Below are 13,884 nucleotides of genomic sequence, written 5' to 3'. Positions count from 1 at the left end.
GCCTAATCTGGCCGAAACCCGGACCGGAGGAGATCGTCCAATGATGCCCCGATTTCTGGCCGTGGCCATGCTGACAGTCTGCTGGGCGATCGCCGTCAGCGCGTCGGAGCAGAGCGTGCCCGACACGGGGTCACATCGTGACGAGGTTTTCCACCCCGCGCTCGACGCCATCTGCGGCCGGGGCGCGCGGATGTCCGAAGGCTGCGCAGCGATCCGGGCGCGGCGGATTGTCGACGCCGCGGACCCGCCGTGGCGCGCCATCGGTCGGGTGAATTTCGCCAGTATCGAGATCCGCCAGCACTGCACCGGCACGCTGGTGGGCGATCGGATGGTGCTGACCGCGGCGCATTGCCTCTACAACGTTCCACGCAAATCCTGGATCCCGCCGACAAGCCTGCGCTTCGCCGCTGGCTATCAGCGCGGACAGCCGGTGGCGCAGGCCCGGGTGCTGCGCTATCTGCTCGATCCGGCGCAGGACAGCGCCAGCCGCGATTTCCGGGGCGGGATGACGCGCGACTGGGCGCTGCTTGAGCTTGAGGCGCCGATCGGGCGCGATGTCGGTTTTCTGCCACTCGCCGAGCCCGAGGCGGGCGAACCTGCCCGGCTTGCCGGCTATGCCGGGTTGCGCCCGCATGTGCTGTCGGTGGCGGAGGATTGCGGCGCATGGACGCCGCTCGCACAGAGGGGCATCGCGCTCACCGCCTGTTCGGCGATGCCCGGCGATTCCGGCGCACCGCTGCTGGTCGAGCGGGACGGGGCGCTGTTGGTGGCCGGTGTCTTTTCAACCATCGTCGTTACCGAAGGCGGGATCCCGCACAGCCTCGCCGTGGCCGCGCCGGTCTTTGCGCCCGCCCTGCGCGCGGTCTTGGCGAATTAGGGCGGTCCAAATGGATAAGGGCCGCGGCGTCCTGCGCGCGCGGCCCCCCTAGCCCACGTGGTCGGTGGCGGACCTCAGGTGCCGTAGGCGCGCAGCGGCCCGGCGGCCGCGGCGGCGGCCGAGGTGAGCACATCGGCGATGGCATCAAGCTGGTCGGGTTTCAGGTAGACCGGCAGGCGCACGTCGCAGGCGTGCATCAACATGGCGCGGGTCTGCGGCAGCTCGGGCAGATCCTGGATGAACTGCCAGTTCCAGAAGGCGCGGGCGTTGTCGGTGCTCAGCCCGAAGATCTGCACCTTGACCCCGTTCGCGCCGGCGGCCTCGGCAAAGGCGCGGGTCTGCGCCTCGTCCATGCCGACCAGGTTGAACTGGATCGAATCCGGCGCCCGCACCTCGGGGCCCAGCGGATCGGGGACCGACAGGAACGGCGAGGTGTTGAGTTTCGCCGCCACGTAATCGTGGTTGGTCCGCCCATCGCGGACCCGGCGCAGCAGTTCGGGCAGTTGCGGGCGGATGACGGCCGCCGACAGGTTGCTCATTCTCAGATTGTAAAGCGGCAGCTGGTTCTGCCAGCGGGCAAAGGCGGCCTCGAGCGCGCCGGTGTTGTCGCCGTGCGGGCCCTTGTGCTTTTTCCAGTTGTGCTCATAGGCGCCCGACATGATCACCGCACGGGCCACCAGATCGGCGTCGTCGGTGATCAGGATGCCGCCTTCGCCGGCATTGATCATCTTGTAGGACTGGAACGAGAAACAGCCGATCTTGCCGATGGTGCCGATGTTCTTGCCATCCCAGACGGTGCCCAGAGAATGCGCCGCATCCTCGATCACCGGAATGCCGCGCGCGTCGCAGAGCGCCATGATCGCGTCCATGTCCGAGGTATGGCCGCGCATGTGGCTGATGATGACGGCGGCGATGTCCTGATCAAGCTTGGCTTCGAAATCGGCCAGGTTCACCCGATAATTCTCGCCCACCTCGCACAGGACCGGCTGGCAATCGGCATGCACCACCGACGAGGGCACGGCGGCAAAGGTGAAGCCGGGGATCAGAACGCGCGCATCCCGCGGCAGATCCAGCGCCTTGAGGGACAGAAACAGAGCCGCCGAACAGGACGACACCGCCAGCGCGTATTTGCTGCCGATCATATCGGCAAACTCCCGCTCCAGCAGCGCGACCGGCGCATCCTGCGGCGCGGTATAGCGGAACAGATCCCCCGATTGCAGCAGCGCATCGATCGCCTCGCGGGCGGCGGGGGGAATGGGCTCGGCGTCGTGGACGTTCGGGATGCGTGTCATATTTCTGTTTCCTTAATAGAGCCTTTCAAAAAAATAAAACAAAGGCGCGGGAAAGCCAAGCGGGCGCATGGTCCGACGGGCGGAAACCGGCGCAGATTCAATCGGTCGTTGCCGTTCGGAAACAGTGCCGGGTTCAGAACCCCAGTCGGTCGCGCAGCGAAAACCAGGTCATCGCCAGGACCAGCAGCGGGTTGCGCAGGGCCGCGCCGCCCGGGAACGGCGTGTTGGGGATGCGCGCCATGGTGTCAAAGCCCTGCGTCTCACCCCGGATCGCCTGCGCCATCAGCTGCCCGGCATGGGTGGCGGTGCCCACCCCGTGCCCGGAGTAGCCCGAGGCGGACAGGATGTTGGGCGCCACCCGCGCCAGATAGGGCAGCCGCTTCATGGTGATCGCCAGCGTCCCGCCCCAAGCATAGTCGATCTTGACGTCGCGCAGATGCGGATAGATCTCGCACATCGGCTTGCGCACCTTGGCGGCGATGTCCGAGGGGAAGCGGTAGCCATAGCTTTCGCCGCCGCCGAACAGCAGCCGCCTGTCGGCGCTGAGACGGAAGTAATTGACCACGAAGCGGCTGTCGGCGACCGCGATATCCTTGGTCAGAACCTTTGCCGCCGCCTCACCCAGCGGTTCGGTCGCGGCGATGAAATTGTTGATCGGCATCACCCGCGCGGCGACCTGGCCGTTGAGCCCGCCGAGATAGCCGTTGCAGGCAAGGACCACGTGATCGGCGGTCACCGTACCGCCGGCGCAGCGCAGCCGGGCGGGGCGGCCCTCGGTTATTTCAAGCACCTCGGTGCCTTCGTGGATACGCACGCCGGCGTCACGCGCCGCGCGGGCCAGCCCGAGGGCGAAGTTCAGCGGATGCAGATGACCGGCGCCCCAGTCGACCACGCCCCCCCGGTAATCGGGCGAGGGGCAGAGCGCGTGAAAGCCTGCGGCGTCCATTACCTCGATCCGGTCATAGCCATAGCGGCTGTTCAGAAGATCGGCATAGGCGTGCAGATGGCTGACGTCGCTCTTGGACGAGCCGGCCCAGGCGACGCCCGGTTTCAGGTCGCAGTCGATGTCATGTCTGGCGATCAGGCCCTTGACCAGATCCTTGGCCTCTTCCCCCAGTTTCCAGAGCGTCTGCGCCTCGTCCGCGCCGACCAGGGCCTCCAGCCCGTCCTGTTCCACCCGCTGGCCGCTGCCGAGTTGCCCGCCGTTGCGTCCCGAGGCGCCAAAGCCCACGCGCTGTGCCTCCAGCAGCACCACACTGAGGCCCGCCTCGGCCAGATGCAGCGCGGCCGACAGCCCGGTATAGCCGGCGCCGACAACGCAGACATCGGCGCGCGTGTCGCCCTCCAGTGCCGGAAAGGGCGGCAGGTCATGGGCCGTGGCGGCATACCAGCTGTTCGGGTACACGCCGGTTTTGTCGTTGGAATAGAGCAGGTTCAGGCCCATCGCCCATCCTTTCCGCGCCGCCTCTGCGACGTCTTTCTTGGCCGGATATGCCGCCGCCCCGGCTGTGGGCCGGGGCGCTGGCCGGATTCCGGGATTACACGTTCAGCAGCAGATGTTCCCGCTCCCATGGCGAGATCACCTGGAGGAACTCCTCGTATTCCGCCCGCTTGACGATGCCATAGACCCGGCAGAATTCCTCGCCCAGCACCGCGCGGAGATCCTTTGACTCCTCGAACAGATCCAGCGCCTCGCCCATGACCTGGGGAATGTCCGGCTCGTCGCTGTAGGCGTCGCCGCGCTGTTGCTTGTCGGGGCGCAGTTCCTGAATCAGGCCGAGATAGCCGCAGGCGAGGCTGACGGCGATGCCCAGATAGGGGTTGCAGTCCATCCCCGCGAGGCGGTTTTCCACCCGCCGCGCTTCGGGCCCCGAGATCGGCACGCGGATGCCGGTGGTGCGGTTGTCGCGGCCCCAGCTGAGGTTGATCGGCGCGGCGTGGTCGCGCACGTAGCGGCGATAGGAGTTCACATAAGGCGCAAGCACCGCGATCGCCGAAGGCAGGTGTGTCTGAAGGCCGCCGATGAAATGGTAAAAGGCGTCCGTTTCGCCGCCCTGCGGGCCGGAGAACAGGTTTTTTCCGGTTTCGATGTCGATAATCGAATGGTGCACATGCATGGCGCTGCCTGGCTCATCCGCGATCGGTTTGGCCATGAAGGTGGCAAAGCAGTCGTGGCGCAAGGCCGCCTCGCGAATCAGCCGCTTGAAATAGAACACCTCGTCGGCCAGCTTGACCGGGTCGCCGTGGCGCAGGTTGATTTCCAGCTGACCGGCGCCGCCCTCCTGGGTGATGCCGTCGATTTCGAAACCCTGCGCCTCGGCGAAATCATAGATGTCGTCGATCACCGGGCCAAACTCGTCCACCGCGGTCATCGAATAGGCCTGCCGCGCGGCGGCCGGGCGGCCGGAGCGGCCCATCATCGGCTGGATCTCTTTCGCGGGGTCGACATTGCGGGCGACCAGATAGAACTCCATCTCTGGGGCCACCACCGGCTCCCAGCCCCGTGCGCGATAAAGCTCGACCACCCGCTTGAGCACGTTGCGCGGGCTGAACGGGATCGCCTCGCCATCGCGGTCAAAGGCGTCGTGGATCACCTGCAGCGTCCAGTCGCCGGTCCAGGGGGCGGCAGTGGCGGTGGACATGTCCGGTTTCAGGATCATGTCGCGCTCGATAAAGCCGTCCTCGCCGGCGGCTTCGCCCCAGTCCCCGGTGATGGTCTGGTAAAAGATGCTGTCGGGCAGGTGAAAATAGGCCTGGCGCGCGAATTTGCTTGCCGGCACGGCCTTGCCGCGGGCGATGCCGGGCAGGTCCGAGATGATGCATTCCACCTCGTCCAGGCGGCGCCCTTCGAGATAGGCCTGCGCGGCCTCGGGCAGGGTTGTCAGCCATTCGGTCATTTCGACCTCTCTTTCAGAAAAAACTCGGCCATGAACCGGGCGATGCGGGCATCGTCCAGAGGCGCGTCAAGGTGTTCGCGCGCCTCGGAGAGCAGCGCCTCGGGCACCACCCCCTTGCCGCGGGTGCGGATAAGCCCGTCGATGAAATCGGCGCCGTATTCGGGATGCGGCTGCACCGTCCAGATGCGATCGCCATAGGCCAGGACGGCGTTTTCGCAGAACGCGTTGCCGGCCAGAACCCGCGCCCCTTCGGGGCGTTCGGTGACCTGATCCTGATGCCAGGCGTTCAGCGCGACGGTCTGCCCGTCCATGTCGTATTCGGTGCGCCCGACAGACCAGCCGCCGGCGAATTTCTCGACCTTGCCGCCAAGCGCCTGGGCGATGATCTGATGCCCGAAACAGACGCCGATCATCGGTTTGCCGCTGTCGCGGATCTCGCGGATGAGCTGCTCCAGCGGCGGGATCCAGTCGTGATCCTCATAGACGCCGTGGCGCGAGCCGGTGATGAGCCACCCGTCGGCGGCGTCGGGCCCGTCGGGAAAGACACCGTCCAGAACGGGATAGCTGTCGAAGGTAAAGCCGTGGCTGCCCAGCAGCGCGCTGAACATCTGATCGTAATCCCCCGTCTCTCCGATCAGAGAGTCGGGGGCGTGGCCGGTTTGCAGAATGCCGATTTTCATGGAACACCAATTGTGGACTGGATCGAAGGTAGGATGTGGCCCCGGGCCGCACAAGTCCGTGCGGCGCGAGGCTCAGACCGTGTCGAGATAGATGTCCACCTGTTCGGCCGGCGAAAGCTCGGCCATGTAATGCAGCTCCTGCCGCTTGGTCAGTACAAAGTTGCGGATCAGGCCCGGATCGAAGATCCGAGGCATCAGCTCGCTGTTGGCGAAGATGTCGATCGCATTGGCCCAGTCGGTCGGCATTTGCTCCAGGTCGAGGTCGTAGGCGTTGCCGGTGATCGGCGCGGGCGGTTCGGCGCCGTCCTCGATTCCGTTCAGCGCCGCGCCCAGCACGGCGGCGATCATCAGATAGGGGTTCACGTCGCCCCCCGCCACCCGATGCTCGATCCGCCGCGCGGCGGGGTTGCCCGAGGGGATGCGCACCGCCGCGGTGCGATTTTCATAGGCCCAGCAAATGCCGGTGGGCGCGTGGTTGCCCGGCACCAGCCGGTCATAGCTGTTGCCGTGGGGGGCAAAGACCAGCGCGGAATCGTGGATCGCGGAAAGGCAGCCGGCGACCGCGTGGCGCAGGGTGTCGGTGCCCTGCGGACCGCCGTCGTCAAATACGTTCCGGCCCGCGTCATCGAGGATCGAGAAATGCATATGCAGCCCCGATCCGGAATAATCCTCATAGGGCTTGGCCATGAACGAGGCGGCAAACCCGTGCCGCCGGGCCATCCCCTTGAGCAGCATCTTGAACAGCCAGGCGTCGTCGGCCGCGCGCAGGGCGTCGTTCTGGTGCATCAGGTTGATCTCGAACTGGCCCAGTCCGGCCTCGGAAATGGCGGTATCGGCCGGAATGTCCATTTCCTCGCAGGCATCGTACAGATCGCCGAAAAAGGTGTCGAAGGCGTCCAGCGCCCGGATCGACATGATCTCGGCCGCCTTGCGCCGCTTGCCCGAGCGCGGCGAGACCGGCACCTGCAGGCTCTTGCCGCTGTCGTCGATCAGAAAGAATTCAAGCTCGACCGCGACCACGGGTTTCAGACCGCGCGCCTTGTAGCGGTTCAGCACCGCGGCGAGGGCATGGCGCGGATCGCCTTCGAACGGGCGGCCGTCGTCGCGGAACATCCAGATCGGCAACAGCGCGCTGGGCGAGCTCAGCCAGGGCATCGGGACAAAGCCGCGCTCGGTCGGGCGCAGAACGCCGTCGCGGTCGCCGCTCTCGAACACCAGCGGGCTGTCGTCGATATCCTCGCCCCAGATGTCGAGGTTCATCACCGACAGCGGAAAGCGGGTGCCGTCGCTGACCACCTTGTCGGCAAAGCGCGCCGGGATCCGCTTGCCACGGGGCTGGCCGTTGAGGTCGGCCGCCGCCACCCGGATCGAGTGGACCTGCGGATTCTTGCGAAGATAGTTATGCATTCTGTCACCTGGCCGGTCGGCGCGCCTCTGGCGCCGGAAACGGCTCAGGAGGGCGCTTGTATAATTTGATCAAATTATTGGTAGCCCGGCGAAGGCGGTCGCGCAAGCGAAGAGTTGCAGGACGGGTGGGCAGCGGGAAAAGTGCCGGGGATTTGGGCGGCTGAGATGGTCAGAGGCGTGCGGGGCCGAGCGGAGGAGGGGAGAGCCGCCGTTTTCGGATTGCGTGTCGGAGGAGGCTTTACCGCAACAGGGTCGGGCGAACCCGCATCCGCATCCGCCGCTCGGCCGGCAGGTGCCGGTTGAGGTGCCGGTTGACCAGGCCGAACACGCCCACGATCGTCAGCGTGACCAGAATGAAATACATCGCCAGAATCGGATAGGGGATGAACGGGTTGAAGGTCTTGTCGGCGAAATAGCTGGCGTAATAGAGCGCATCGCCCTTCTGCCGCCAGGCCGGGAAGCCCGAGAAATAGACCAGCGTGGTGGCATGGAACAGAAAGATCGCCTCGTTGGTGTAGGCCGGCCAGGCCAGCCGCAGCATGGTGGGCCAGGTGATCTTGCGGAATTTCTTCCAGCCGGAGAAGCCATAGGCATCGGCCGCCTCGAGATCGCCGCGCGGGATCGACAAGAGCGCGCCGAAAAAGATCTCGCCCGAATAGGCGGCGGTGTTGAGGAACAGCACGGCCAGCGCGCCCAGCCAGGCCGAGGTGAAGGGATCGAAGATCGAACTCACCCCCTTGAGGCTGAGGAACAGGAAATAGGCAAAGAAGAACTGGATGAAGAGCGGCGAGCCGCGGAACACGAAGATGAACCATTCCGCCGGCTTGCGTAGCGCGCGGTTGGGCGATGCCTTGCCCAGCGCCAGCGCGGTGGCCAGGAAAAAGCCCGCCAGCAGCGCCAGAAGCCCGAAATAGACGTTCCAGATCATGCCCGAGCCGATCAGCGTGAACTGCTGGCACAGGGTGAAATCGTCCCGCGGCAGCAGCCGCTCGCCGATCCCGATCGAACGCAGGGCGTAGTCCTGAACGGTTTGCCAGCAACTCATGGCGGCCCTCCTGCGGTGCGGCGCTGTGCCTCTCCGGCGGCGGTGGCCTGCCCGTGCGACAGGCGGCGCATGATCCGGTCAAGCGCCAGTTCGGAGATGCGGGTGAAGCCGAGATAGAAGACCAGCAGCGCCAGGAAATACCACATCCGCCAGTCGCCATGCGGATAATCGGTGAACCGCGGGTTGGCGGTGCCGCCCAATTCGCGCGCCCAGTAGACGATGTCCTCGACCCCGAGCAGGAACAGCAGCGGCGTCGCCTTGATCAGCACCATCCAAAGGTTGGACAGGCCGGGCAGCGCAAAGACCCACATCTGCGGCACCAGGATGCGCCAGAAGGTCTGGCGGTGGCTCATGCCATAGGCCTCGGCGGTTTCGATCTGGGCGTAAGGCACCGCGCGCATGGCCCCATAGAGCACATTGGCGGCAAAGGCGCCGAACACGATGGCAAAGGTCAGCACCGCAAGGAAGAAACCATAGGTCTCGTGCACCCATTGCGGCGAGGTGCCCAGCGGCATCTTGGCCGCGGCGCAGACCACGAAATCGTTACCCTGACGAACCGGCTGATCCCAGTCGGGGCATTTCACCTGATGGCGCATCCATTCGAACGCCTGGTCCAGCGCGATGACGAAGAACAGGAAAAAGGCGATGTCCGGCACCCCGCGGACCAGGGCGATATAGGCCTTGCCGAACCAGCGCAGCGGCAGCAGACGGGCGCGCGCGGCGCTGGCGCCGCCAAACCCGAACAGCAGCGCGGTCGGCGCGGTGATCGCCAGCAGCAGCAGGACCGTTCCGAAGGAGGCATAGAATCCCATATGCTTGCCCGTCGTCAGGTAACAGGCAAACCATTGCAGCTGGGGCAGGGTGTCGGGATCTGTGCAGAAATTGAACATGCGGCGCGATCAAAGGCCCCTCCCCGGGACGGACCCGGAGAGGGGCGGTTGTGGTCGAAAAGCGTTCAGAACGTGCTGGACACTTCCCATTTCGAGATCAGCGCATTGAGGCTGCCGTCGTCTTTCATCGACTGGATGGCTGCGTCGAACTTGGCCTTCAGCTCGCCATCGGATTCGCGCACACCCATGCCGACGCCGCCGCCGATCGCCTCTTCACGCTCCAGCAGGACCAGATCGGCCTCTGCCTCGGCCACCGGGGCGAGATAGGATTTGTCGGCCAGCACCGCGTCGGCCTCGCCGTTGCGCACCGCAGCGATGGTTTCCTCGGGGGTGGCGAACTCTACCAGGGTCCAGCCATGCTCGGCCACGAAGGCGGCCTGGATGGTGTTGGTCTGGGCCGCGATCACCGCGCCCTCGACATCCAGATCCGCCGACAGCGCCAGATAGGCCGAGGGATCGGGCGGGGTGTAGTTCTGGGTAAAGTCGATCACCTGCTCGCGCTCGTCGGTGATGCTCATGCCGGCGATGATGACGTCGTAGTTGCCCGAGACCAGGTTGGGGATGATCGAATCCCACTCGTTGGTGACCCATTCGCAGGTCAGCTCGGCGCGTTTGCACAGCTCGTCGCCCAGAGCGCGCTCGAACCCGTCGACCTCGCCCTTGTCATTGATGAAGTTCCACGGAGGATAGGCGCCCTCGGTGCCCATGCGGACGGTGTCGGCAGAGGCCAGCCCGGCGCTGAGCGCGAGGGCTGCGGTGGCAAGAACCAGTTTTTTCATGAACGAACTCCCTTATGGTCTGGTTATTGGTGTCACGCTGCGTGGGATGTCGAGGACAGGAACCCGCGCAGGCGTTCCGATTTGGGCGCACCGAACAGCGTTTCCGGCGGGCCCTGCTCTTCGATCCGGCCCAGGTGCAGGAACACCACGTGATCGGACACGTCATGGGCCATTTTCATGTCATGGGTGACGATGATCATGGTCCGCCCCTCGGCGGCCAGATCCCTAATCACCCGCACCACCTCCTGCTCCAGTTCGGGGTCGAGCGCGCTGGTCGGCTCGTCGAACAACAGCGCCTCGGGCTCCATGCAGAGCGCGCGGGCGATCGCCGCCCGCTGTTGCTGTCCGCCTGAAAGCTGCGCCGGATAGGCATCGCATTTGTCGCCGATCCCGACCTTGTCGAGGTACTTGCGCGCCGCCTGTTCCACATCCGCGCGGTCGCGGCCCAGCACGGTCAGCGGCGCCTCCATCACGTTTTGCAGGATGGTCATATGGGCCCAGAGATTGAACTGCTGGAACACCATCGACAGGTTGGTGCGGATGCGCAGCACCTGGCGCGGATCGGACGGCCGGCGGTGCAGGCCGCTGCCCTTCCATTTCACCGGTTCGCCCTTGAACAGGATATCGCCCTGCTGGCTGTCCTCCAGCAGGTTGGCGCAGCGCAGCAGCGTCGATTTACCCGAGCCGGACGATCCGATCAGCGAAACCACGTCGCCCTTGTGGGCGGTGATGTCGACGCCCTTGAGCACCTCCAGTTCGCCATAGCTCTTGTGCAGGTCGCGGATCTCGATGACGGGCGTTGCGTCGGCCACGGTGGCTCCGGGTCTGTTGTAAGGTCAGGTCGATACTAGGGCGGAAAATTCGGTTCAATGCAACTTTCAAAACGCCGGATCGGGGGTGGAAACCGCCGAATTGACCAAAGGTCAGCCGCGATAGTCGCCGTTTCGGGCAGGCGGATCAGGGCGGCGCTCAGGCGCCGGGCGGGGGTGGTGTCGGCACCGAGAGGTAGGCGCTGGGCGGCAGCACCTCGATCCCGCGCAGGTGCAGCGCGGCGCGGTCTTCGGCGGCGAGCGTCCTGACAGCCGTGCGCAGCGCATCGCGCAGCGGCGCCGGATCGCGCCCGGCGGCGGTGACAAAGGGCAACGCGGGGGTGGGCTCGGTGGCGCCGATCACCCGCAGAGCGTCGGTCACCGGGTCATGAGCGCAGAGCAGCGCCCAGGTCAGCGCATCGATCCCGGCGACATCCGCGCGCCCCTCGGCCACGGCGCGGGCCGAGGCCGCATGCGCGCCGGTTCGCAGCAGATCCGCGAACCCGATGCCGCGCGCCGCGAAAAAGGTCGATGGCGCCGCCCAGCCCGATTGGGACAGCGCCTCGTTATAGGCCAGCGTGCCGCCGGCGAAATCCTCTGGCGTCTCGCCCGCCGCATCGGCGCGCACCACCAGGACCGAGTTGTAGTGCCCCGGCGGGCAGCCCGGCAGGCCATAGTCGGGGGTGGCCACCAGCGTGACCGTCCGATGCAGACGGATCCGATAGGGCAGTCCGCAGGTCTGCGCCAGCAGCAGGTCGGGCGATTGCCACACCTCCCAGGGGTCAGCCTCGCGGCTGAGCGTCGCGGGGCCGTAGCCAAGCGCGCGGCGGATGCCGATCCAGAATCTGTCGTTGGCGGCCCGCAGCGGGGCCATGTCGTACATGCCCAGCCAGGCGATCACCCGCGCGCCGCCTTTTGACGCGCCAGCGCCGAGTCGCGGTCGTTCACCCCCAGAAGGTTGGCCACCAGCCGCAGCAGCGCGTCCTCTTCCTGCGCCCGTTCGCCATCGGCCAGCACCACCGACCAGGCGGCCTCGACCACCGCGCGGCGCGCGTCGTAGGGGACCGCGTCCTTGATCGCGCGGGTGAAGCGGACGGTATCGGGTGCCTCGGCCTCCAGCGTCTCGGCCCGGCCGCGCAGCGCGGTCGCCTCGAACGGCGAGAGGCCATAGCGGGCGGCGGTCACCCGGTCGATCCGGTCGCGCTCGGAGCCGGCGTAATCGTTGTCCGCCCGGGCGATGCGCACCAGCAGCGCGGTCAGCGCCAGCCTTGCATCGTCTTCGGTCAGGGGGTCGGGGTCGGGCCGGGTCAGCCGGGTGAGGAAATCACGGAACATGACCGCCGATATATATCCGCGCCGGTCCGACGCCAAGGGCGCGCGGTCAGAGGCGGGCCAGTACCCTGTCGCGCGCCGCCTCGCTGTCGGCAAAGCTGAGACCCATTGCCTTGCGGGCCTCCCCGATGATCTTCAACTCGCCCTCGTCCTGCGCGCCGTCTGCCAGCACCACTTCCCACAGCGCCTCGAGCGCGGCGAGCCGTTCCTCCAGCCCGGTGGTCTCGCGGATCAGCTTGCCGAAGGTGTCGGTATCGGGGGCGGCGGCGTGCAGCTTTTCGCAGGTGGCGCGCACCTTGGCGGCCTCGATCGCGTTGTGCTGGTACATCCGCGCCAGGATGCGGTCGATCAGGCTGATCTCCTCGACCTGATAGTCGCGGTCGGCCTGGGCTACCCGCACCAGAAGCGCCCCGAGCGCAAGCTCTGCATCCGGGTCGGGAAGCGGTGCCGGGGACGATGGTCGGAACGATTGGAACAGCTTTTTCAACATGGCCAGACCCTATCCGTAATTCGCCGACACGCCAAGCGCATCCTAGCCGTCATATCCCTCGACGATGACCAGATCGCCGTCGGAGACGGCGTCGCGGATTTCCTTCGCCGCCCGATAGCCGGCGCTTTCGTAGCAGGCCACCGCCTTTTCATAGCTGTCGAACTCGATCACCACGGTGCGTTTGCGCGCCGCCCCTTCGCGGATTTCCTGTCGCCCGCCGCGCACCAGAAACCGCGCGCCGTATTCGGCAAACGGCACCGCGTTGGCGTCCCTGTAGCGCTCGTAGACCTGCGGATCGCGCACATCCACGTGGGCCACCCAATAACCTTTCGCCATATCCTGCTCTCCCCGTTTGGCGCTGGAAGTCTGCCGCCGTCGCGCGCCCTTGGCAAGCCGCTTGCCCCTCAGCCGGTGAGTCGGGGGCAGCCGAACCGCAGATCGTCCAGCGCGATGCCGCCGGGATCGCGGTTCTCGACCGTCATGCCGGCGATGCGCCCGGCCGGATCGAACAGCCCGTGTTCGGTGATCCCCTCGGGCAGGGTCAGTGTCCTGAGGGCGATGCGGGTTCCGTCGCGCGCATAGAGCGTCAGCGTCACCTCGCCGCGGTGGCCGGTGTTGAGCCCGAGCGCATTGGTATGCTCGGTATGCACGCGCAGCCCCACGGCGCAGACGTTCTGGCGGAACAGCACCGCCACCGCCCCCTCGCCGCGGGCCAGCGGATCGGGCTGGCCCAGCCGTCCCAGCGGATAAAGCGCCATGGTCCCGAAGCCCGCGTGCAGCGACAGGCTGACCACCTGGCCGGGCGCGCCCGGGCGGATCGCCAGTGGCGCATCGGGTGGCCCGCGCAGCACGTCATGCGGGCCGCTGTCGTCGATCCGCTCGGCCTCGACGCTCTGGCCCCGGAACGCCTCGCCCAGATGCCCGCCGGGAAAGGCGATGCCATGGTCGAAATTGTACCCCGGATAGCGCTTCGCCGGCAGCCGGTCGAAGGTGATCAGGTTGGGGGCGAGGGTTTCCAGATCGCCGTAGCGTACCGCCACGACCTGCTGCGCCCCGGCAGGGGCGGCGAGAAGGGCGAGCAGGAGGGCGATCAGGCGCATGGGCGGGGCCGGGTGATTGCGGGTGGTGCTATGGTGCGATGTTCGGTGGCGTTGGCAAGAGGGATGGTATCCGTGTGACTTGCCGAAACGAGGGCATCGTTCATTCAATCGGACCCGTCCTGTTGCCATCGCGCGCCCCGCGAGAGCCGGCCGCGCAAGCGCCCTTCGGGCTTGGTCCGCGCAGGGGGGAAGGCACAAAGGCTCGCTTGGGGCAGTGTCTTAGATTTTCGGGGCAAGGGACCAAAAAACGAAAACGCCCCGGAGTGAAGCCGGGGCGTTTCGATCT

Annotated in this window: 15 protein-coding genes; 1 reads left to right on the top strand and 14 read right to left on the bottom strand. The window is 66.4% G+C overall.

Annotation, left to right across the window (positions count from 1 at the left end):
* Positions 1-43: 43 nt before the first annotated feature.
* Positions 44-877, top strand: coding sequence for a trypsin-like serine peptidase (locus E1832_RS17980; RefSeq protein WP_245514036.1), 834 nt, complete (start codon positions 44-46; stop codon positions 875-877).
* Positions 878-951: 74 nt separating this feature from the next.
* On the opposite strand, the gene E1832_RS17975 is transcribed toward E1832_RS17980, so the two are convergent.
* The 14 genes from E1832_RS17975 to E1832_RS17910 all read right to left on the bottom strand — a co-directional run bounded on the left by E1832_RS17975 (position 952) and on the right by E1832_RS17910 (position 13,598).
* Positions 952-2,169 carry a DegT/DnrJ/EryC1/StrS family aminotransferase gene (locus tag E1832_RS17975; protein WP_133361151.1) on the bottom strand — a complete coding sequence of 406 codons (1,218 nt, stop codon included), beginning with the start codon at positions 2,167-2,169 and terminating at the stop codon, positions 952-954.
* A 133-nt stretch (positions 2,170-2,302) separates the two neighbouring features.
* A complete protein-coding gene (locus E1832_RS17970; protein WP_133361150.1) occupies positions 2,303-3,613 on the bottom strand; it encodes an NAD(P)/FAD-dependent oxidoreductase in 1,311 nt (436 codons plus the stop codon).
* Between the two features lie 94 nt (positions 3,614-3,707).
* The gene (locus E1832_RS17965) at positions 3,708-5,066 is read right to left on the bottom strand and encodes a glutamine synthetase family protein (protein WP_133361149.1); all 1,359 of its coding nucleotides are present in this window, start codon (positions 5,064-5,066) and stop codon (positions 3,708-3,710) included.
* Positions 5,063-5,746, bottom strand: coding sequence for a type 1 glutamine amidotransferase (locus tag E1832_RS17960; protein WP_133361148.1), 684 nt, complete (start codon positions 5,744-5,746; stop codon positions 5,063-5,065). Before E1832_RS17960 ends, E1832_RS17965 begins: the two co-directional genes overlap by 4 nt.
* Before the next feature lie 72 nt (positions 5,747-5,818).
* A complete protein-coding gene (locus E1832_RS17955; protein WP_133361147.1) occupies positions 5,819-7,153 on the bottom strand; it encodes a glutamine synthetase family protein in 1,335 nt (444 codons plus the stop codon).
* Positions 7,154-7,391: 238 nt separating this feature from the next.
* Positions 7,392-8,198 (bottom strand): ABC transporter permease, encoded by an 807-nt coding sequence (locus tag E1832_RS17950; RefSeq protein ID WP_133361146.1) that lies wholly within the window; start codon positions 8,196-8,198, stop codon positions 7,392-7,394.
* The gene (locus tag E1832_RS17945) at positions 8,195-9,088 is read right to left on the bottom strand and encodes an ABC transporter permease (protein ID WP_133361145.1); all 894 of its coding nucleotides are present in this window, start codon (positions 9,086-9,088) and stop codon (positions 8,195-8,197) included. Before E1832_RS17945 ends, E1832_RS17950 begins: the two co-directional genes overlap by 4 nt.
* A gap of 65 nt (positions 9,089-9,153) precedes the next feature.
* The gene (locus tag E1832_RS17940; RefSeq protein ID WP_133361144.1) at positions 9,154-9,867 is read right to left on the bottom strand and encodes a transporter substrate-binding domain-containing protein; all 714 of its coding nucleotides are present in this window, start codon (positions 9,865-9,867) and stop codon (positions 9,154-9,156) included.
* Between the two features lie 32 nt (positions 9,868-9,899).
* Positions 9,900-10,679: an ABC transporter ATP-binding protein gene (locus E1832_RS17935; protein ID WP_133361143.1), complete on the bottom strand. Its 780-nt coding sequence runs from the start codon at positions 10,677-10,679 to the stop codon at positions 9,900-9,902.
* 157 nt (positions 10,680-10,836) lie between these two features.
* Entirely contained in the window at positions 10,837-11,577 is a 741-nt protein-coding gene (locus tag E1832_RS17930) for a phosphate/phosphite/phosphonate ABC transporter substrate-binding protein (protein WP_133361142.1), read from the bottom strand.
* Positions 11,574-12,011 (bottom strand): tellurite resistance TerB family protein, encoded by a 438-nt coding sequence (locus E1832_RS17925; protein ID WP_133361141.1) that lies wholly within the window; start codon positions 12,009-12,011, stop codon positions 11,574-11,576. Before E1832_RS17925 ends, E1832_RS17930 begins: the two co-directional genes overlap by 4 nt.
* Before the next feature lie 46 nt (positions 12,012-12,057).
* Positions 12,058-12,498: a tellurite resistance TerB family protein gene (locus tag E1832_RS17920; RefSeq protein WP_133361140.1), complete on the bottom strand. Its 441-nt coding sequence runs from the start codon at positions 12,496-12,498 to the stop codon at positions 12,058-12,060.
* Positions 12,499-12,540: 42 nt separating this feature from the next.
* Positions 12,541-12,834 (bottom strand): DUF1330 domain-containing protein, encoded by a 294-nt coding sequence (locus E1832_RS17915; RefSeq protein WP_133361139.1) that lies wholly within the window; start codon positions 12,832-12,834, stop codon positions 12,541-12,543.
* Between the two features lie 68 nt (positions 12,835-12,902).
* Entirely contained in the window at positions 12,903-13,598 is a 696-nt protein-coding gene (locus E1832_RS17910; protein WP_133361138.1) for a hypothetical protein, read from the bottom strand.
* Positions 13,599-13,884 lie beyond the last annotated feature (286 nt).

This window comes from Antarcticimicrobium luteum (genome assembly GCF_004358185.1).
Classification (GTDB): domain Bacteria; phylum Pseudomonadota; class Alphaproteobacteria; order Rhodobacterales; family Rhodobacteraceae; genus Antarcticimicrobium; species Antarcticimicrobium luteum.
Note: the sequence above shows the minus strand (reverse complement) of the source record. Positions and strands in the feature narration are given on the sequence as shown.